Genomic DNA, 18,295 nt, shown 5'->3' with positions numbered 1-18,295 from the left:
TTTCTCTAAATACAACATCCTAGCTCAAAGTGGATCTTATGCTATGAGTCAGGCTAATGCTGTGCAACAAAATGTTTTAAAACTCTTACAATAAATCCAAATAATATAAGGCAGTTTCGCCTTATATTAAATTTCTTTTTTCTAAAATATCTTGTAAAGGTATGATGGCTATTTTTAAAGCTTTTTCTTGGACTAAAGCTAACTCGCTAATTTCTTCTAGCCAAGATTTATGTGCTGTAATCCAAGCAACAAGTTTATTTTGTTTATCGCTATCATTGTGCATAGGATTAACATAGATTTTTGAGAAATTACTTTCAAGATGAAATAAAGAAGGACTTAAAACTTCTCTTAAGAAAATGTATTTATTACTTTCTATAGTCTCTTTTAGTTGATCTATTTTTGTATTTAACTCATGTAAAGTATAGTGTGTTTTGCTTTGATAGTTTAATTCTTTATGTAATTTTTTACAAATTTTTAAGAATTTTTCATTAGCTTTTATGTTTTGTTTGATTTGTTTGTAAGCTTTTAGCATAAGCTCTTGGCTATCTTTGCGTTTTGGTGGATTTAGCTTTGGAAAAGGTTTTTTTACCTCATCTTTTAAAAACTCTTTACAAATTTCTTTAAAAGGTTTTTCTATGGTTCCTTCTATCCTTGCTCCGCCTTCTGTGGCATTGTAAATTTTTGCTTTTGTTTGTTTGTGAAATAAACTTTCAAAAATTTGTTTAAATAATATCCAAACCTCTGAACTTTGCACATAAGTTTTTCCGCCATAAGCTAAGGTTTCAAATTTTCCATGATCGCGTTCAAAATCTCCTTCGTGATAACTTTCATGTAAAAATCCTTCACTATGAGTTTGTCCATCATCACTATAAGCTAAATCTTGTCCTATTAAGATGATATTTTCATGTCCTAGTAAAAGTGCTAGTTCATAGTTTAAATGTGCTACGCTCATTCCACCGCTTACATAGCCAAAATCATGCAATCCTAAAGAATAAGCAAAAGGCATTGATCTTGAAACTAAAATATATTTTCTTTTATTTTTTTCTAAAAATTTTATACTATCTTTATATACTAATGAAGCTAAAATAAAAGTAATGTCTTTATCAAATTCTTTAAAATCATTATCAAAGCATTTTGATACCACATCATCTCTTTCTAGCATACAAACATAATCAGGTTTTATACCTGCCTTTGCTAAGATAGGATAAGCGCTATCAGCACAAAATATAGTAGCCTTATTAGCATATTTTTTAAGTAAAGGAAGTTGTTTTTTTAAAGAAGGTCCAGTAGCTACCAATATAGCATTTTTGCTTTTATTTGATCTTTTTTTCTTAAATTCGTTAAAACTTGGATGTGTAAGCATTTTAGGTAAATTTAGAACAAATTGTTCTATGCCTTGCATGGCATCAATTGGATCATTTCCTCTTCTTAAGGCAATATTTTTAATAATTTTGGAATTTAAATCATTTATGTTTTTAATTTCTTCTTTTTGTCTTTCTTCATAAAATTCACAATGAATATGTAGAGTGTAAGTTTTTAAAAATAAATTTAAAAAAGAGCATAAAGTATCAGCTTTTGTATAGTTAAATTCCTTTGTATGGATTAAAATAAATCTACCTTCTAAAAGTTCTTTGGAAAAATCTATCATATTAAAAACTAAAAATATTAACTCAATGTCTTTTTCATATACAATAACTCTTTTATGTTCTTTATTTGCAAGCAAACTTTTGTAAAATATACCATTGCCTAATCCATAGAAAAAAAGTATAGGGTATCTTAAGTATTCTTTATTAAATAGCTCAATTTTTTCTTGTAGTTCTTTTAAAGGATTTATATATAAATTTTTTATATTTTTATAGCATATATTACAATTTAAAGGATCTTTATCAAAAACATAAATATAATCTTTAGCTTCTTTTATTCTACCTAATTTTCTTTTTAGTGTTTGATATTCACTTCCTTTTAAGGCTTTTAAATTTTTTTTAAAAATCTCTGTTTTCATTTTTATCCTTTTTGATTAAAAAAATAATATCGTCATTTTTTATGTTTTTTATCAAAAATTTGATGTGTTATTGTTTTAAATTTTCTTTTATAGTTTTATTATAATTTTCAAGATATAAAATAATCTCATCAAAAAAATCGATTTGTTGTTCTAAGAAAGATTTTGTATTTTTTTCTTTTTCAACTTTGTATTTTAAAACCTCACATTCATTTTGAAAGCATCTAGCTTGTAAAATATCTGAAAAAAAATCACTTTTTGGGAGCTTAAGTCTTAGTTTTTCTAATCTTTCTAAGTTTTTATCCTTAATAGCTTTTTTACATTCATTGATAAAAATTTCACTTTGTTTTATTTGTTTGTTGAGTTTTTCTTTGCATTGTTTTAGTTTTTTTTGTGGATTTTTTGCTTTTGTTAAAATAATATTTTTTTCAATTTTTTCTTTTAAAAACTCTTCACAAATTTCTTTAAAAGGTTTTTCTATAGTCCCTTCTATCCTTGCCCCACCTTCTGTGGCATTATAAGTTTTGATTTTTAATATATCTCTAGCTAGAGCTATATCTTTTTCAAAACTTTTTAAAAACAAATACCATGTGAGTTGTGTCTTTACTTCTTTATTGCCTCCATATGCACAGATTGTTTTATAAACAACTTCTTCATCTCCTTGATCACCATATAAATGTTCTTTTGGGTGAGACTTTCCATCATCACTATAAGCTAGATCTTGCCCTATTAAAATAATATTTTCAAATCTTAAAGCTCCAGCTAACTCATAAGCCATATTAGCAACACTCATGCCATTTCCCAAAAAACCATATTCATTTAAGCCAAGTTTGCTTTCAAAAAACAAAGGTCTTAAAACGAGCATATAATTTCTATTGTTTTTTTCTAAATATTCTATAGTTTTAGGATGAGTTAAAGAGGCTATGATAAATAAAATATTTTTATCAAATTCTCCAAAATCATTATTAAAAAATTCGCTAGTCATATCTTCTCTTTCTAGTGAAAAGACATAATCAGGCTTAATTCCTTCTTTAGCTAAGATAATATAAGAGCTATCAGCACTAAAAATCACAACATTTTCTTGGTATTTTTTTAAAAGCGGAAGTTGTTTCATCAAAGAAGGACCTGTTGAAACTATAATGGCATTTTTTGCTCTTGCTTTTCTATCTTTTATTAGATTTTTAAAAGGTGTATGAGTGATGATTTTTTCTAAATTTATAATATTATGTTTTATTCCTAGCAAAGCATCTTTTGGGTCATTTCCACGAGCAAGCATTAGTGTTTTTATGAGATTTAATAAAATTTGCATCACATTTTGAGCATTGGGTGTATAAAAATTAATATAAAAATCATTATAAAAATGAAAATTGAAAATTTTCAGCGTATGTTTGATTTGCGGATAATTAAATAAAACTTTAAGTTGAGCGGTGTTGATATTTGGTGTAAAAAACAAAATAAGTTTTTCTTTTCTAAGAAGTGTGGTAAAATCAATCATATGAAAAGCTAGATATAAAATTTCTAATTCTTCTTCAAAAATAACAATATGTTTTAAATTCTGATTTTTTAAAAGTTCTATAAAAAATTTTCCATCGCCAAAACCATAAAAAAATAATACTGGATATAATTGAAATTTATCATAATCAAAAGAATGATTTTCATCTAAAAAAACTTGATTTTGCAAATCAAAAATTTTATCTTCTATGATTTTAAATTTATGATTTTGAGTGATTTTTCTCAACTCATAAGCTAGTATTTGATCTACTTCAAAAAGAGCTTGGGTGTTTTTTAAAAATAATTCTTTATTCATTTAAAGTCCAAATTTTTATTTTATTATATCAAAACATATTTTTTACTATCATGATTTTTAAACAAAATATATTTTTTCATGATTATTCCTTGAAATGTTTTTCTTCTAAAGCTTTAGCAAATTCTATATCACAACTTGCTTTTTTACCAAGCATGATAGGTAAAAATTTAGGATGCAAACCTAGGCTTGGTCTTACGCTTTTTATATTTTCTCGTGTGAAAATATCACCTTTTTTGATGTCTTTGCTTGTATATAAACTTCTTGCAAAATGGCGGTTTTTTAAAGTTTTTTCATCCATGTTAAATTCTTTGTTTCCTAAAGCTTGCTCGCTTAAACGCACCATAGAACACATTTGCTTAAACTCCTCAAAATCAAGACTAAATTTAGCATCAGCACTATTTAAAGTTTTGTCTAATATAAAATGTTTTTCTATGACTCTTGCGCCAAGAGCTACGGCTAAAGTTGGTGCTAAAAATCCCTCGCTATGATCACTTAAACCAACAATAGTGTTAAATTTTTCTTGTAAAGTTTTTATGACATTTAAATTTAAATCATAAATTTGTGAAGGATAAGCCGAGGTGCATTTAAGCAAAATCAAATTCGGATTGTTTTCTTCTTTAAAAATTTTAACAATCATTTCAAGTTCTTCTTCATAGGCTATGCCTGTAGAAACTAAAGTAGGTTTGTTTTCTTTTGCCACACAACGCACAAAATCATAATCATTTGCTTCAAAGGAAGCGATTTTATAAGCTGGGGGATTAAATCGCCTTAAAAAATTTACATCTTCCTTAGAAAAAGGACTAGAAAAGCAAATTAAACCTTCATTTTTAGCACATTCAAAAAGTTTTTCATGCCACTCATAAGGAGTTTTAGCTTCTTCGTAGAGCTCATATAGTTTGCGTCCATGCCATAAACCACCTTCAATAATAAAATCTTTTTTGTCAGAATTTAGTGTTAAGCTATCTGGGGTATAGGTTTGAATTTTTATAGCATTAGCTCCTGCTTGTTTGGCTGCTTGTATAGTTTTTAAAGCTATTTCAAGACTATTTGCATGATTGGCTGAAAGTTCAGCGATGATGAAAACTTTTTCATTTATGTTAAAATTTTCTATAAACATCAAAAAACCTTTTTTAATTTAAATAAAAATTTACTATATTTTATATTTTAATTATTAATTGTGATTAAAGGTTTATTTAGTAAAATAAATTTATTATAAAGTTATCTAAGGAAAAAACTATGACTAAAACACTAGAATATTCGATTTATCACTTTTGTGAACACATTTTAAAACTTAAAATTACACCAACAAGCGTGATTAGAGGCGAGCTTTATGGGGCTTCTATACCTTTGTATTTTAAAGATGAAGAATATAGTTTTTATCTGTTTTTTCAAAAAAAGGCTCTTAATGAGATTGCGCAATTTTTATTGCATGAAGAGTTAAAAGAAGATGATCTAGCAGATTTAGTAAAAGAAGTAGCTAATCAAATTATAGGTTATGCCAAAAAATTACTTAATGACACTAATGGCAAAGATGAATATCGCTTGGGTGTTCCTGAATATTTAGGACGTATTGATGGATTTTCAAAAATCAAACTCAAAGAAAAATTTACTTATGAAATGAAAAATGCTCGTTTTAGAATAGGCTATAAAAAATTATGATAGAAGATCATTTAGGATTGTTGCAATCTTATGAAGATATTTTAGATATTAGCGTTGATTTTGTTAGTGAGCTTGGTACTACTAATATGAGTGTAAGAGAACTTTTAAAGCTAGAAGTTGGTTCTGTGATAGACCTTGAAAAGCCAGCGGGTGAAAGCGTGGAACTTTATTTAAATAGAAGAATTTTTGGAAAAGGTGAGGTAATGGTGTATGAGAAAAACCTTGCTATAAGGATTAATGAAATTTTAGATTCTAAATCAGTATTGCAGTATTTCAAAAAAGAATTGCAATGAAATTTATTTGGATTTTATTACTCGCTTTACCTCTTTTTGGGGCAAAAATTCTTGATTACAATATTTATCCAAGAGAAGATAGGGTGGATATTACTTTTTCATTTGATGTTCCTTATAAAGAAGGTATTAGTCAAAAGAAAAAAGATGGTATTATTATTTTTACTTTAAATGCTAAAAGTGCAAAAGAGGAAGATAGAGCGTTAAATTCTGATATTATAAAAAAAATTAAAATTTTTTCAGAAGATAAAAAAACTTTTATAGCTTTAAGTGTAGGTAATAAAATACAAATTACCGCTGATGCGATTGGTGAATATGGTTTAAGATTGCGTGCTCGAAAAGAAGGTGTAAATTTAAGTACTAAAAAAAGCTTAGAGGAAAAAAACGAGGAAATAAAAATGCAAGAATATGATTTTACAAATTATATTTTAGTTGTAAGCGTTTTGATACTTTTGCTTGTTGGACTTTGGTTTTTAAAAATATATCTAAGACAAAAACACCCTTTAGATAGGAATTTTAATTTAATCTTTCAAAGACCACTTGATAGACACAATCAACTTGTAGTTTTTGAATATGGTTTAAAGCGTTATACTATGATTATAGGAAATTCTAATGTAGTATTAGAAACAAATGAAGCTTTGATAAAAAATGAAGAACAAAACAAAGCACCTCAAAAGCCAAAAGAAAAAGATTTTGACTCTTATTTTGAAGAAAATAAACAAAGATTGCAAAATTTACTTTTAAAACAAAATAATTAATTTTGCTGATTAAAAGCCAAAATGATAAGTTTTGGCTTTGAAATTTTTTTGATTTCTTCTTTCGAAAAATAAATTTGTTTTTTAGTCGAGTATATATACAAAGTATGATTTTTTAGCGTGAAATCAAGATTCTCATCAGTGTCTTTTGCAAGTTTTTTTGATAAAGCTAAAATAAAATTAAGCCAAGCTAATATGTGATTATTTGGTAATAAATCTTTTATATTTTCTATTGCAAATGGATTGATTTTTTTTCCATTAGCTTTTAAAATAGTAGAAATTAATAAAATTTCTTTATGTGAAAAACCAAAATGCAGGCTATTTAGAGCTATATAAGCACTATGTTCATTGGCAAAATAAAAATTAATTCTCTCACCTATATGCGATAATTTTGCAGCATTTATAAGATCTTTTTTAAAAGCAAGATTAATTTTATGGATAGGTAAAAGGGCATCAAATAATTTATTTGCAAAATAAGCACTTTTATCATTATAATCTATACTAAAACGATCTTGTATAGATTTTAAGCTTGGATTGAAATTCGGAGGAAATTTGGCATTAAATTTTGAAAAATCCGTTGTTTCGTTTTTTATTTTAGTATATTTTTGAAAAAGATTAGATAAAAATACACCTTCTCTAACACCCACTGCAGAGGTGATGATATTTTTAGCTTTTAAATTTTTTGCTAGTGCTAAAAATATCACACATCCTTCTTTTATAGTATCAAAACGATCTTTTTTTATGTTAAAATCATTTAAATTTTTAGCATTTTGAATTTTTTCTATGTGATTTTTTTCTTTTTCAAAACTATAACTAAAATTATGAATCATTTTTAACGGGTAAGAGTTTTTTTTCATTATAGAATTTGACAATGCCCTTAAACTTCCACCTATGGCAATGATATTTTCATTTTGAAAATGCTTTGGAACTTGTTTTAGTGCTTCTTGTATAAATTGGTCTAGTGCATTAAATTTTTTTGTATCGTAAAAAATTTCTTTTAATCTTACTGTGCCAAGATCAAGTGAAATACAATCTACAATCTTACCTTCTTTGATTAAACAAAGCTCAGTCGATCCTCCACCTATATCTATAGTGGTGGCATTTTGAATATCTGATAGTAAATTTAGCGCAGCAAGCCCACCTAAAAATGACTCTGTTTTTCCATTAATACATTTTATATTTAAACCTACATTTTTTGCTATTCTAGCTATGAAATCTTTAGCATTGGGTGCATCTCTTAATGCGGAAGTTCCAACAGCAATAATTTTTCTACATTTTTCTTTTAAAGCTTTTTCCTTAAAATAAGTTAAAGCTTTTTCGGCTTTAAGCATGGCTTCTTCTTGAAGAATTTTATTATTATTGTAAGCATTTTCTCCAAGTCTTACTTTCTTTTTGTGCTCACTGCAAATGAAAAAACCATATCTTGAGGTTTTTTCAAAAACTACCATACGAACGGAATTAGAGCCAAGGTCAATTACTGCTGTTTTTTTAGCCATTAAATATCTTTATTTTTATGTTTTAAACGAAGCTCATCAATGCTTTCTACATTATCAGGATCAGGTATGATACAATCTACTGGACAAGCTACTATACAAGCTGGTTCTGAAAATTCATTCACACATTCAGTACAAAGATCAGGATCTATGACATAAATTGGATCATTATCATAGATTGCTTCATCGGGACATTCTTCCCTACATGCATCACAGGATATGCATTCTCTAGTGATTAAAAGTGACATATTTTTTTCCTTTTTATAAGTAATAAAGCAAACTTATACTATATAAAAACTTATAGGTAATTTAAAATGAAAGAAAAAACAAAATCTACTTTTTAGAATGATTAAATCATTCTAAAATTTTAGTTAGTTTTTTTAGGAAAACAAAAACGATACCCTCTACGACGCACGGTTTCTATGGTAGAGATGTTAAGCGGTTTATCCATTTTTTGTCTTATTTGATTGATTGCAACCTCTATAACATTTGGAGTTACAAGTTCAGGTTCTTCCCAAATAGCATCTAAAAGTTGTTCTTTTGACACAATCTGATCTGAATGTCTAGCTAAATGAGTTAAAACTTCAAAAGGTTTTCCTTTTAATTCTATATCTTTTCCTTGATAAGTGATTTTTTCTTCATCAGGATCAATCACTAAATCATCGATTTTGATCACATTTGTTCCGCCAAATCTAAGTCTAGCTTCAATTCTCGCCATTAAAATTTCAAAATCTAAAGGTTTTTTTATATAATCATCTGCTCCAGCTTTCAAAGCTTTGATTTCATTTTCTTTATCTGCTTTTGCGCATATTGTAACTATAGCGGTTCTTGGAGATTTTTGCTTAATGGCATTAATTAAATCACTTGCGTCATTATTGCCAATAGTCCAATTTGATAATACTAAATCATAGTGTCTAATACCTATAAAATACTCAGCGTCTTTAAAATTTTCTGAAGTATCACTTTGGTAGCCAAACTCATTTAAGGTATTTGATAGAGTTTTATTAAGTGATGCTTCATCTTCTACAACTAAAATACGCATTTTATTCCTTTGAAGATAGTTTTAGTCCAAAAGTATAACACAAATTAAGCAAATGTTCAAAATTCTTTAAAAAAATTTTAATATTTTTTACTCAGACTAGCTCCAACGCATGCATTTTTGATAATATCAGGTTTGTAACAAGTGATATTTATAAATTTAAGCTTTTTATTATGTTTTTTAATATCCTTGCATATGTATTTTAAAGATTTTTCTATAGTTTTAAATTTTTTCTTTTTATAAATTTTTTCTATTCTAATACAAAGTTTTGCATAATCTAAAAATTTTTTACTTTTAGCTTCTAGTTCTATAATAACTTTTTGTTCTTGAATTCTTTCAAAATCCAAAAGCCCTATAATACATTTAAATTCTAAACTGACTTTTATATGACTTTGCATTCTTGTTTTCCAATAAGCCTTAAAATATTTGGTATATGTTTATAAATTACTATAAATGCAATAACAAAAATTGGTGCATGGGTGTTGATCACAGGCATGTTATAATGAAAAATAAATGAAGTGGCTATTAAAACAATTAAAGCTCCTAATGAAGCTAAGCTTGAAATTTTAAATACCTTTCCTATGATAAACCAAGCTAAAACCGCAGATATTATTTCAAAAGGTAAAAATACTGTTAAGACCCCAGCCCCTGTAGCCACTCCTTTGCCACCTTCAAATTTTAAATAAGGAGAAAAGCAGTGCCCAAATACTGCTAAAACAGCCATAGTCCATAAGATATTTTCATCATAGCCCATAAATTTTGCCACTAATATAGGTATGATTCCTTTTAATGCGTCTAAAATAGCGGTTGCAATAGCAAGTATTTTAGCTAGTTTAGGATCGCTTTCTTTTACTACCCTTAAAACATTTGTAGCGCCTATACTTTTACTACCCATATTTTTAATGTTTGTTTTAGCAAAAATTTGAGCTAGCAAAAGCCCAAATGGTATAGCGCCTATGAGATAAGCTAAAAGATAGATTATTAAATTTTCCATTTACTTTTCCCTAAGATTTTTGTAAAACTCTGTAATAATAGCAAAAAACCCTGAAATAAATATTTAAGAGATATTTTATCCTATAATAATTTTTATTGTTAAATATAAATTTTTTATATTATTTAAAGAAAATTATAGATATATTTTCAATAAGTTTATTTTAAATAGGCTTTATTTTATCTTATTTAGGAGTAGATAATGAAAAAAATTTCATTATTAGTTGCATCATCATTATTAGTTGCATCAACTGCTTTTGCTAACGATAAAGCTTTGCTTGATGAAGCAAAAGCTGCAGGTTTGGCGCCTTTACCAAAAGATCAGACAGGTGTTGAAAAACTATTAAAAGAAATGGGTATTAAAGCTAGTAAATTCTCTAAAGAGAAAGCTAACCTTGGTAAAAAGCTGTATTTTGAGCCAAGACTTTCTAAAAGTGGTTTGATTTCTTGTAATACCTGTCATAATTTAGGTATGGGTGGTACTGATGGTATAGCGGCTGCTGTAGGACATAAATGGACAGCTAATCCTCATCATTTAAATTCACCAACAGTTTATAACTCAGTTTTAAATTCAACTCAATTTTGGGATGGTAGAGCAGGAACTTTAGCAGATCAAGCAAAAGGACCAATTGAAGCAGAACCTGAAATGGCAACTCCTGCTAAATTAGCAGTAGAAAAAATAGCTTCTATGCCAGAATATGTAAAAGAATTTAAAAAAGTTTATGGTAGCAGTGGAGTAACTTTTGATAATATTGCAGATGCTATTGCTACATTTGAAAGAACACTTTTAACTCCATCTAAATTTGATAAATTCTTAGAAGGTGATACAAAAGCATTAAATAAAAAAGAAAAAGAAGGTTTGAAAACTTTCATCGATAAAGGCTGTACAGCTTGTCATACAGGAGTAAATTTAGGTGGTAGTATGCAGGCTTTCCAAGTAGCAGCTAAATATAAATTTGCAAATGTAGGAGATTTTAAAGGTGATGCAAATGGCTTAGTTAAAACTCCAACCTTAAGAAATATTGCTGAAACTGCTCCGTATTTTCACAATGGTGCTATTTGGTCTTTACAAGAAGCAATTAAAGAAATGGGCAGTGTGCAACTTGGCATAGAAATTTCTGATAAAGAAGCAGCTTCTATAGAAACTTTCTTACATGCCTTAACAGGTAAAAAACCAAGCATTACTTACCCTCAACTTCCAAAAGCAACTGAAAAAACTCCAAAACCAGAGCTTTAATTTAAATCTTAAGACGCTTTTTTGCGTCTTAAGCTTACTTTATATAAAATCAAGATATAATTACTGCTTTTAGCCATTAAAGCTTTCTAAATTTATGTTTATGCATAATGCTTTATGGTGCTACCAAAATATTTTAAGAAAGGATAGCTGTATGTATGCTATTATAAAACACAGTGGAAAACAATACAGAGTAAGCCAAGGTGATGAGCTTAAACTAGATCGTTTTGAAGCTGAAGCAAAATCAAGCATAGAAGTAAGTGAAGTTCTTGCTATATGCGATAAAGAATTAAAGGTAGGTGCGCCGTTTATTGCGGGTGCAAAAGTTGTTTTAGAAGTGATTGCTCATGGAAAAGACAAAAAAGTTGTGATTTATAAAAAAAGACGTAGAAAAGACTCAAAATTAAAACGCGGTTTTAGAAGACAATTTACTCGCGTTAGAGTAGTAGATATTAAAGCTTAAGGAGTAAAGAATGGCACACAAGAAAGGTCAAGGTTCAACTCAGAATAATCGTGATTCTATAGGTCGTCGTCTAGGTGTTAAAAAATTTGGTGGAGAATTTGTTCGCGCTGGCAACATCATCATCCGCCAAAGAGGAACAGCAACTCATGCGGGTAATAATGTAGGCATAGGAAAAGATCATACAATTTTTGCTTTAATTGATGGTTTCGTAAAATTCGAAAGAAAAGATAAAAATAGAAAAAAAGTTTCTGTTTATCCTGCATAATTTTAAGGCTACTTTGTAGCCTTTTTCTTCTTTTTAATCTTAATATATTAAAAAAAATATAATATCATTTTAAAAATTTATATTTTGGTGATTGTATGTTTATAGATAATGTGAAATTAGTTTTAAGTTCAGGTAATGGTGGCAAAGGTGCTGTGAGTTTTCGCCGTGAAAAACATGTTCCACTCGGTGGGCCTGATGGTGGCGATGGTGGAAATGGCGGCGATGTATATTTTATATGTGATAATAATACCCATACGCTAGCGCACTTTAAAGGTAAAAAAGAACTTAAAGCACAAAATGGCCAGCCAGGCTTAGGTCGTAATAAAAACGGCAAAAGAGGGGAGAGTTTAGAATTAATCGTTCCTCAAGGCACTCAAGTAATTGACGCACAAAGTGGGGAAGTTTTGCTTGATATGTTAGTAGAGGGCCAAAAAGAATTATTTTTAAAAGGCGGTAAAGGTGGTCTTGGTAATACTCATTTTAAAAACTCTACTAATCAACGCCCAGATTATGCCCAACCGGGTGTGGCAGGAAAAACCTTAAGTGTGCGCTTAGAATTAAAACTCATAGCAGATGTTGGACTTGTGGGCTTTCCAAATGTAGGAAAATCCACTCTTATAAGCGTAGTATCTAATGCAAGACCTGAAATAGCTAATTATGAATTTACTACTTTAACTCCAAAACTTGGTATGGTTGAAGTAGATGATTATAATTCTTTTGTGATGGCAGATATCCCAGGTATTATAGAAGGTGCAAGCGATGGTAGGGGTTTGGGACTTGAGTTTTTAAGACACATAGAAAGAACTTCTTTTTTGCTTTTTGTGCTTGATCCATTAAGAGATATGAGCTTAAAAGAGCAATTTTGTATTTTAAGAAAAGAATTGGAAAAATTTTCAAGCAAGCTTTATGCAAGAAATTTTGGCTTAATGCTTTCAAAAAGTGATAGCGTAAATTTAGGCGAAGAATTTGCACAAAAAATAGAAGATGATTATAATGAGCTAAAAGCTTATTTGCAAAGTCAAAATAATCCGCAAAGTTTTTTCATCAAGGTTTCAAGCCTTGAAAAAACTGGACTTAAAGAGCTTAAATTTATGCTTTTAGAAGAAGTTAAAAAAATTAGAAGTCAAAATAATCTTTGATGAGTGAAAATTTAACTATAGATTTTATTCAAGAATATATCAAGTCTAATTTTAAAGGCTTGGTATATAAATTTACTTATAAAGAACATAGCTTTTTTTATAATCCCGATAAGGTTTTAAAAAACGGAGTTTATTTTTGCACTATTAAAGAAAATGATGGCATAAATGATAAAGCTTCGAATTTAAATAGAGAAGGTGTATTTCGTCTAAGTTGCTCTCTTTGTGATCAAGATTACCAAAATCTTTTTGGTAAAAAACCTAAAAAAGCTTTAAAGGGTGAGGTTGTTAGTTTAAATTATGATTTTTCTATGCTTGATTTTATCATGCCTCATCCAATTTATGCTTATATGGGATATATTTGCATCAACAACCCTTCTAGAAAAAATTTTGAAATTTTTAAAGATTATCTTGAGCTTTCATATCAAAAAGCTATAAAAACTTATAAAAAAAGGATAGTGGTATTATGAAAAATATCATTTTTATGGGAACTCCATCTTATGCAACTTGTATTTTAAAAGAGCTTGTCGATAAAGGATTTAATATCCAAGCTTTATTTACTCAACCTGATAAACCTGTGGGAAGAAAGCAAATTCTAACTCCAAGTGATACTAAAAAATTTGTTTTAGAAAATAATTTAAATATAGAAATTTTCACTCCAAAAAGCTTAAAAGATGAAAATATAATCAATGGAATAAAAAGCTTAAAACCTGATTTTATAGTTGTTGCTGCTTATGGGAAGATTTTACCAAAAGAAATTTTAGATATTGCTCCTTGTGTCAATTTACACGCTTCCTTACTTCCTAAATATCGTGGTGCTTCACCTATACAAAGTGCTATTTTAAATGGGGATAAAATAAGCGGGGTTTGTACTATGCTTATGGAAGAAGGGCTTGATAGTGGTGCAATCTTAGAAAGTATAGAATGTGATATCGCAGGTAAAAATTCAGCTGAAGTTTTTATTATGCTTTCCAATTTAGCAGCTAAGCTTACTATTTCTACGCTTTTGAATTTTGAAAAAATTATCCCAAAAAAGCAAGATGGAAATTTAGTTACACATTGTAAAAAAATCAAAAAAGAAGATGGGTTGATTGTTTTAAATAATGCAAATGAAATTTATCAAAAATTTTTAGCTTTTACACCTTGGCCTGGAATTTTTTTAGAAAATGGTGTGAAATTTTTAGACATAGAGCTAATTGATAGTGAAAAAACTCAAAAATCAGGCGTGATTTTACAAATAGAAAAGGAAGGCTTTTTGCTTTCATGTAAAAAAGGTGTTTTAAGGATTAAAAATTTACAAGAAAGTGGAAAAAAGGCTTTAGACGCTAAGACTTATTTAAATGGAAAAAGGTTAAAACTTGGAGATAGTTTATTTTGATGAGCTTGAATCAACTCAAATTTATTTAAGTGATAAAATTCGTAGTGGAGAAATTACTAACAATACAGCCATTTGTGCTTTTATCCAAAGTGCTGGTATAGGTAGTAGGGACAATACTTGGCAAAGTAAGCAAGGAAATTTACATGTATCTTTTTGCATAAAAACTCAAGAATTAGCACAAGATCTTCCTTTGGCTTCTGCTAGTATATATTTTGCATTTTTAATGAAAGAAGTATTGCAAAGAAAAAATTCGAAAGTATGGATTAAATGGCCCAATGATTTTTATATAGAAGATAAAAAAATAGGCGGATTGATGAGTTCTAAAATCAATGATTTTTTGGTTGTAGGAATAGGGATTAATCTTAAATATGCTCCATTTAATGCTGAAATTTTAGATATAGAAGTAGATATAGCAAAACTTTTAAATGAGTATTTTTCTTATGTAGATGAGAAAATTTTATGGAAGAATATTTTTAGCAAGTATATGCTAGAATTTGAAAAATCAAGAAATTTTTTTATACATAATGAAGGTAAGATTTTATCTTTAAAAGATGCTTTATTGTATAAAGATGGTTCTATATTGTTAGATAGTAAAAGGATATATAGTTTAAGATGAGTGAGATAATAACTATTGCAAATCAAAAAGGTGGGGTAGGTAAAACTACTACCGCTATTAATCTAGCGGCTTCTTTAGCAGTGGCTGAAAAAAAGGTTCTTTTGATAGATATTGATCCACAAGCTAATGCTACAACAGGACTTGGTTTTAATAGAAGTAATTATGAGTATAATATTTACCATGTTTTTATAGGCAGGAAAAAACTTTCTGAAATCATTTTAAAAACTGAACTTCCACAATTATACTTAGCTCCATCAAATATTTCTTTGGTTGGAATTGAACAAGAAGTAGTAAAAGAAAGCGGAGAATATAGAACGATTTTAAGAGAAAAAATCAAAGAAATTGCTAAAGATTATGATTTTATTATCATTGACTCACCTCCTGCACTTGGAAGCATTACGGTAAATGCTTTTGCAGCAAGCGATAGTGTTATTATCCCTATACAATGTGAATTTTATGCGCTTGAGGGTGTTGCGATGGTTTTAAATACCATAAAATTTGTGAAAAAAACTATCAACCCAAAGTTAAAAATAAAAGGTTTTTTACCAACTATGTATAGCTCACAAAATAATCTTTCAAAAGATACCGTGGAAGATTTAAAGCAAAATTTCAAGCAAAAGCTATTTAGAACAGGTGATAATGAAGATGATTTTATCATCATACCAAGAAATGTAAAACTTGCTGAAAGTCCAAGTTATGGAAAACCTATTATACTTTATGATATAAAATCCCCAGGTTCAGTAGCATATCAAAATTTAGCACATTCTATATTAGGATAAAAAATGGCAAAAAAAAGTGCATTAGGAAGAGGCTTAAGTAGTATTTTGGCTGATATTGATGAAGTTTATGAAAAAGAATTAGGATCAAAAGAAGGCAAAATAGAAGAAATTGATATAGATTTAATTAGTCCAAATCCTTATCAGCCAAGGAAAAATTTTGATACACAAGCTTTAGAAGAGCTTGCGGGGTCTATTAAAGAATATGGTTTAATTCAGCCTATTGTAGTTTTTAAAAAAGATGAATTTGATTATATTATAATAGCTGGCGAGAGAAGATTTAGAGCATGTAAGCTTTTAGAAAAAGAACAGATTAAAGCCGTAGTTTTAAATGTGGATGATATAAAATTACGCGAGCTTGCTTTGATTGAAAATATCCAAAGGGAAAATTTAAATCCTATAGAATTGGCACATTCTTATAAAGAATTATTGGAAATTCATGACATAACTCAAGAAAAATTAGCAGATCTTATTCACAAGTCAAGACCACAAATTGCTAATACCTTAAGACTCTTAAATTTAAATGAGCAAACGCAAAATTTCATTATAGAAGGTAAAATTTCACAAGGTCATGCAAAAGTTTTAGTAGGACTTGAAAAAGAAGAAGAAAAAATGATAGTTGATACTATCATAGGTCAAAAACTTAATGTAAGAGATACAGAAAAACTGATTAAAAATTTTAAAAATTCAAATAATTTAGAAAAAAATACAAATTTAAATAAGCAAAATCAATCTATATTAAATTTAAAAGAAAAAATAGAATCTTTTGGATTTAAGACAGTAGTGAAAGATTTAAAAATTATTGTTAATTTTTCTGACGAAAATGAGATTGTAAAATTTTTAAAAATACTAGATTAAATATGCTTTTAGGTATATTTTGGTATAATTGCGCGTTTTATTTAGATTTATTTAGGAGTATTAATGTTTAATGATGTACATTTTTCCATCATGATAGCTACTGGTGTCATTTTTTTGCTTATGATAGCAATTTTAAATTCTATACTCTATAAACCTTTGATTAAATTTATGGATTCTAGAGATTTGACTATTAAAAATGACGAAGAAAAAATGAAAAAAAATTCTGATGATGTTTCAAATGTAGAAAATGAGTTGGAAAAAATTCATATACAAACAAGAGATGAGATTAATCAAATCAAAGCAAAAGCAGTAGAAGAAGCTAAAATAAAACAAGAAAAAGAATTATCAATAAAGAAAAAAGAATTAGAAGAACAAATGCATGTTTTTCTAAAAAGTCTAAGAGAAAAAGAAAAAGAATTAAAAGAAGAGATGCGTTTAAAAATGCCAGAATTTAAGCAAAGCTTTAAAGATAGCTTGAGTAAAATTTAAGGAAGATAAATGTTGAAAAAAATTACATTATTATCGGTGCTTCCTTTTTATGCTTTTGCAGCAGGTAATGGAAGTGGCGAGTATGATATTATCCCAAGAGCAGTTAATTTTGTTTTGTTTGCTGCTATTTTATATTATTTTATAGCAACACCTTTAAAAAATTTTTACCACGGAAGAATTGCAAAAATTGCCTCTAGGATGAATGAAATACAAGAAAAACTTATTGCAAGCAAAAATCATAAATTAGAAATGATGAAAAAACTAGATTTAGCTAAACAAGAAGCAATTAATGCAGTTGCTCTTGCAAAAAAAGAAGCAGAAATCATTACAGATAAAATAGAAGCTGAAACAAAAATGGAGATTAAGGCTTTAGAAAAAACTTATGAAGAGCATAAAGAATATGAAATAAGAAGAATGGAAAAAGAAGTTGTGCAAGCGGTTTTAGAAGAAATTTTTGAAGATCAAAGTTTACAGCTTCAGCAAAAAGAAATTTTAAATATCATGATGAAAAAGGTGTCTTGATGGAAAGTGTAATTGCAAAAACCTATGCAAAAGCTATATTAGAAAGAAAAGATTTTGAAAATTTTTATTCAAATTTATTACAACTTAGTTCAGCTTTTGCTTCTGATAAATTTGTAAGTATTTTAAATGCTTATGAGCTTAAACAAGAAAAAAAATTAGATTTTATACTTTCTTTATTAGATAATCCAAGTGATGCTTTTAAAAATTTTATGAGCTTAGTTGTTGGCAACAATAGAGAGATGTTAATTCCAAGCATTACTAAAGAATTGAGTGAACAAAAAGCATTAAAAGAAAATGAATTTTTAGGGCAAGTTTATTCAAAAGAAAAATTAAGTGAAGAAGAAATTAAAAATTTAGAAGAAAAACTTAGTCTTAAATTCAACGCAAAGATTAGATTAGATAGTAAAATAAGTGATAATGACAGTGTAAAAATTAGCTTAGATGGACTTGGTTATGAAATTTCATTTTCAATGCAAAGCTTAAAAGCTAAAATGAATGAATATATATTAAAAGCAATTTAAGGAGA

At 28.1% G+C, this 18,295-nt stretch carries 24 protein-coding genes; 16 read left to right on the top strand and 8 right to left on the bottom strand.

What is annotated here, in order from left to right:
* Positions 1–94 (top strand): flagellin (locus tag E2O22_RS06035; RefSeq protein ID WP_201737629.1); only part of this gene is annotated, 94 nt, incomplete at its 5' end.
* A 27-nt stretch (positions 95–121) separates the two neighbouring features.
* Here the strand turns inward: E2O22_RS06035 and E2O22_RS06030 are convergent.
* The 3 genes from E2O22_RS06030 to pseI all read right to left on the bottom strand — a co-directional run bounded on the left by E2O22_RS06030 (position 122) and on the right by pseI (position 4,923).
* A complete protein-coding gene (locus E2O22_RS06030; protein WP_133319688.1) occupies positions 122–2,002 on the bottom strand; it encodes a motility associated factor glycosyltransferase family protein in 1,881 nt (626 codons plus the stop codon).
* A gap of 67 nt (positions 2,003–2,069) precedes the next feature.
* The gene (locus tag E2O22_RS06025) at positions 2,070–3,806 is read right to left on the bottom strand and encodes a motility associated factor glycosyltransferase family protein (protein ID WP_133319687.1); all 1,737 of its coding nucleotides are present in this window, start codon (positions 3,804–3,806) and stop codon (positions 2,070–2,072) included.
* An 82-nt stretch (positions 3,807–3,888) separates the two neighbouring features.
* Positions 3,889–4,923 carry a pseudaminic acid synthase gene (pseI, locus tag E2O22_RS06020; RefSeq protein ID WP_133319686.1) on the bottom strand — a complete coding sequence of 345 codons (1,035 nt, stop codon included), beginning with the start codon at positions 4,921–4,923 and terminating at the stop codon, positions 3,889–3,891.
* 119 nt (positions 4,924–5,042) lie between these two features.
* Between pseI and E2O22_RS06015 the strand changes: the two genes are divergently transcribed.
* Genes E2O22_RS06015 through E2O22_RS06005 form a run of 3 tightly spaced genes read left to right on the top strand, consistent with a single transcriptional unit; the run spans position 5,043 to position 6,513 of the window.
* Positions 5,043–5,465 carry a chemotaxis protein CheX gene (locus tag E2O22_RS06015; RefSeq protein WP_133319685.1) on the top strand — a complete coding sequence of 141 codons (423 nt, stop codon included), beginning with the start codon at positions 5,043–5,045 and terminating at the stop codon, positions 5,463–5,465.
* Positions 5,462–5,758 carry a flagellar motor switch protein FliN gene (gene fliN / locus E2O22_RS06010; RefSeq protein ID WP_133319684.1) on the top strand — a complete coding sequence of 99 codons (297 nt, stop codon included), beginning with the start codon at positions 5,462–5,464 and terminating at the stop codon, positions 5,756–5,758. Before E2O22_RS06015 ends, fliN begins: the two co-directional genes overlap by 4 nt.
* On the top strand, positions 5,755–6,513 hold the full coding sequence (locus E2O22_RS06005; protein ID WP_133319683.1) for a hypothetical protein: 759 nt from the start codon (positions 5,755–5,757) through the stop codon (positions 6,511–6,513). The genes fliN and E2O22_RS06005 overlap by 4 nt, the downstream gene beginning before the upstream one ends.
* Here the strand turns inward: E2O22_RS06005 and E2O22_RS06000 are convergent.
* From E2O22_RS06000 to plsY, 5 genes are all read right to left on the bottom strand, one after another.
* Positions 6,510–8,006, bottom strand: coding sequence for a Ppx/GppA phosphatase family protein (locus E2O22_RS06000; protein ID WP_133319682.1), 1,497 nt, complete (start codon positions 8,004–8,006; stop codon positions 6,510–6,512). The two genes, E2O22_RS06005 and E2O22_RS06000, sit on opposite strands and share 4 nt — an antisense overlap.
* Positions 8,006–8,251, bottom strand: coding sequence for a YfhL family 4Fe-4S dicluster ferredoxin (locus E2O22_RS05995; RefSeq protein ID WP_012660922.1), 246 nt, complete (start codon positions 8,249–8,251; stop codon positions 8,006–8,008). The genes E2O22_RS06000 and E2O22_RS05995 overlap by 1 nt, the downstream gene beginning before the upstream one ends.
* Before the next feature lie 119 nt (positions 8,252–8,370).
* Positions 8,371–9,045 (bottom strand): homeostatic response regulator transcription factor HsrA, encoded by a 675-nt coding sequence (hsrA, locus tag E2O22_RS05990; protein WP_133319681.1) that lies wholly within the window; start codon positions 9,043–9,045, stop codon positions 8,371–8,373.
* Positions 9,046–9,122: 77 nt separating this feature from the next.
* Positions 9,123–9,440 (bottom strand): dihydroneopterin aldolase, encoded by a 318-nt coding sequence (locus tag E2O22_RS05985; RefSeq protein ID WP_133319680.1) that lies wholly within the window; start codon positions 9,438–9,440, stop codon positions 9,123–9,125.
* Positions 9,425–10,036, bottom strand: a complete 612-nt coding sequence (plsY, locus tag E2O22_RS05980; protein WP_133319679.1) for a glycerol-3-phosphate 1-O-acyltransferase PlsY — start codon at positions 10,034–10,036, stop codon at positions 9,425–9,427. The genes E2O22_RS05985 and plsY overlap by 16 nt, the downstream gene beginning before the upstream one ends.
* Positions 10,037–10,234: 198 nt before the next feature.
* On the opposite strand from plsY, the gene E2O22_RS05975 reads away from it, so the two are divergent.
* The 12 genes from E2O22_RS05975 (at position 10,235) to E2O22_RS05920 (ending at position 18,290) form a co-directional block, all read left to right on the top strand.
* Positions 10,235–11,269, top strand: coding sequence for a cytochrome-c peroxidase (locus E2O22_RS05975; protein WP_133319678.1), 1,035 nt, complete (start codon positions 10,235–10,237; stop codon positions 11,267–11,269).
* Positions 11,270–11,420: 151 nt separating this feature from the next.
* The gene (gene rplU / locus E2O22_RS05970; protein ID WP_133319677.1) at positions 11,421–11,729 is read left to right on the top strand and encodes a 50S ribosomal protein L21; all 309 of its coding nucleotides are present in this window, start codon (positions 11,421–11,423) and stop codon (positions 11,727–11,729) included.
* Positions 11,730–11,739: 10 nt separating this feature from the next.
* Positions 11,740–11,994 carry a 50S ribosomal protein L27 gene (gene rpmA / locus E2O22_RS05965; protein ID WP_039649045.1) on the top strand — a complete coding sequence of 85 codons (255 nt, stop codon included), beginning with the start codon at positions 11,740–11,742 and terminating at the stop codon, positions 11,992–11,994.
* A 95-nt stretch (positions 11,995–12,089) separates the two neighbouring features.
* Entirely contained in the window at positions 12,090–13,133 is a 1,044-nt protein-coding gene (gene obgE, locus E2O22_RS05960; RefSeq protein WP_133319676.1) for a GTPase ObgE, read from the top strand.
* The gene (locus E2O22_RS05955; RefSeq protein WP_133319675.1) at positions 13,133–13,600 is read left to right on the top strand and encodes a DUF6194 family protein; all 468 of its coding nucleotides are present in this window, start codon (positions 13,133–13,135) and stop codon (positions 13,598–13,600) included. The genes obgE and E2O22_RS05955 overlap by 1 nt, the downstream gene beginning before the upstream one ends.
* Positions 13,597–14,508: a methionyl-tRNA formyltransferase gene (fmt, locus tag E2O22_RS05950; RefSeq protein ID WP_133319674.1), complete on the top strand. Its 912-nt coding sequence runs from the start codon at positions 13,597–13,599 to the stop codon at positions 14,506–14,508. The genes E2O22_RS05955 and fmt overlap by 4 nt, the downstream gene beginning before the upstream one ends.
* On the top strand, positions 14,489–15,124 hold the full coding sequence (locus E2O22_RS05945; RefSeq protein WP_133319673.1) for a biotin--[acetyl-CoA-carboxylase] ligase: 636 nt from the start codon (positions 14,489–14,491) through the stop codon (positions 15,122–15,124). The genes fmt and E2O22_RS05945 overlap by 20 nt, the downstream gene beginning before the upstream one ends.
* Positions 15,121–15,903, top strand: coding sequence for a ParA family protein (locus E2O22_RS05940; RefSeq protein ID WP_012660935.1), 783 nt, complete (start codon positions 15,121–15,123; stop codon positions 15,901–15,903). The genes E2O22_RS05945 and E2O22_RS05940 overlap by 4 nt, the downstream gene beginning before the upstream one ends.
* A 3-nt stretch (positions 15,904–15,906) precedes the next feature.
* Complete coding sequence (locus tag E2O22_RS05935) at positions 15,907–16,758, top strand: ParB/RepB/Spo0J family partition protein (RefSeq protein WP_133319672.1); 852 nt, start codon at positions 15,907–15,909, stop codon at positions 16,756–16,758.
* 63 nt (positions 16,759–16,821) lie between these two features.
* Entirely contained in the window at positions 16,822–17,247 is a 426-nt protein-coding gene (locus E2O22_RS05930; protein ID WP_133319671.1) for a FoF1 ATP synthase subunit B', read from the top strand.
* Positions 17,248–17,256: 9 nt separating this feature from the next.
* Entirely contained in the window at positions 17,257–17,769 is a 513-nt protein-coding gene (locus E2O22_RS05925) for a F0F1 ATP synthase subunit B (RefSeq protein ID WP_133319670.1), read from the top strand.
* Entirely contained in the window at positions 17,769–18,290 is a 522-nt protein-coding gene (locus tag E2O22_RS05920; RefSeq protein ID WP_133319669.1) for a F0F1 ATP synthase subunit delta, read from the top strand. The genes E2O22_RS05925 and E2O22_RS05920 overlap by 1 nt, the downstream gene beginning before the upstream one ends.
* The last annotated feature ends 5 nt before the right edge of the window (positions 18,291–18,295 follow it).

Source organism: Campylobacter lari (genome assembly GCF_004357905.1).
Taxonomy (GTDB): Bacteria; Campylobacterota; Campylobacteria; order Campylobacterales; family Campylobacteraceae; genus Campylobacter_D; species Campylobacter_D lari_D.
This window is presented reverse-complemented; position numbering and strand designations above follow the sequence as displayed.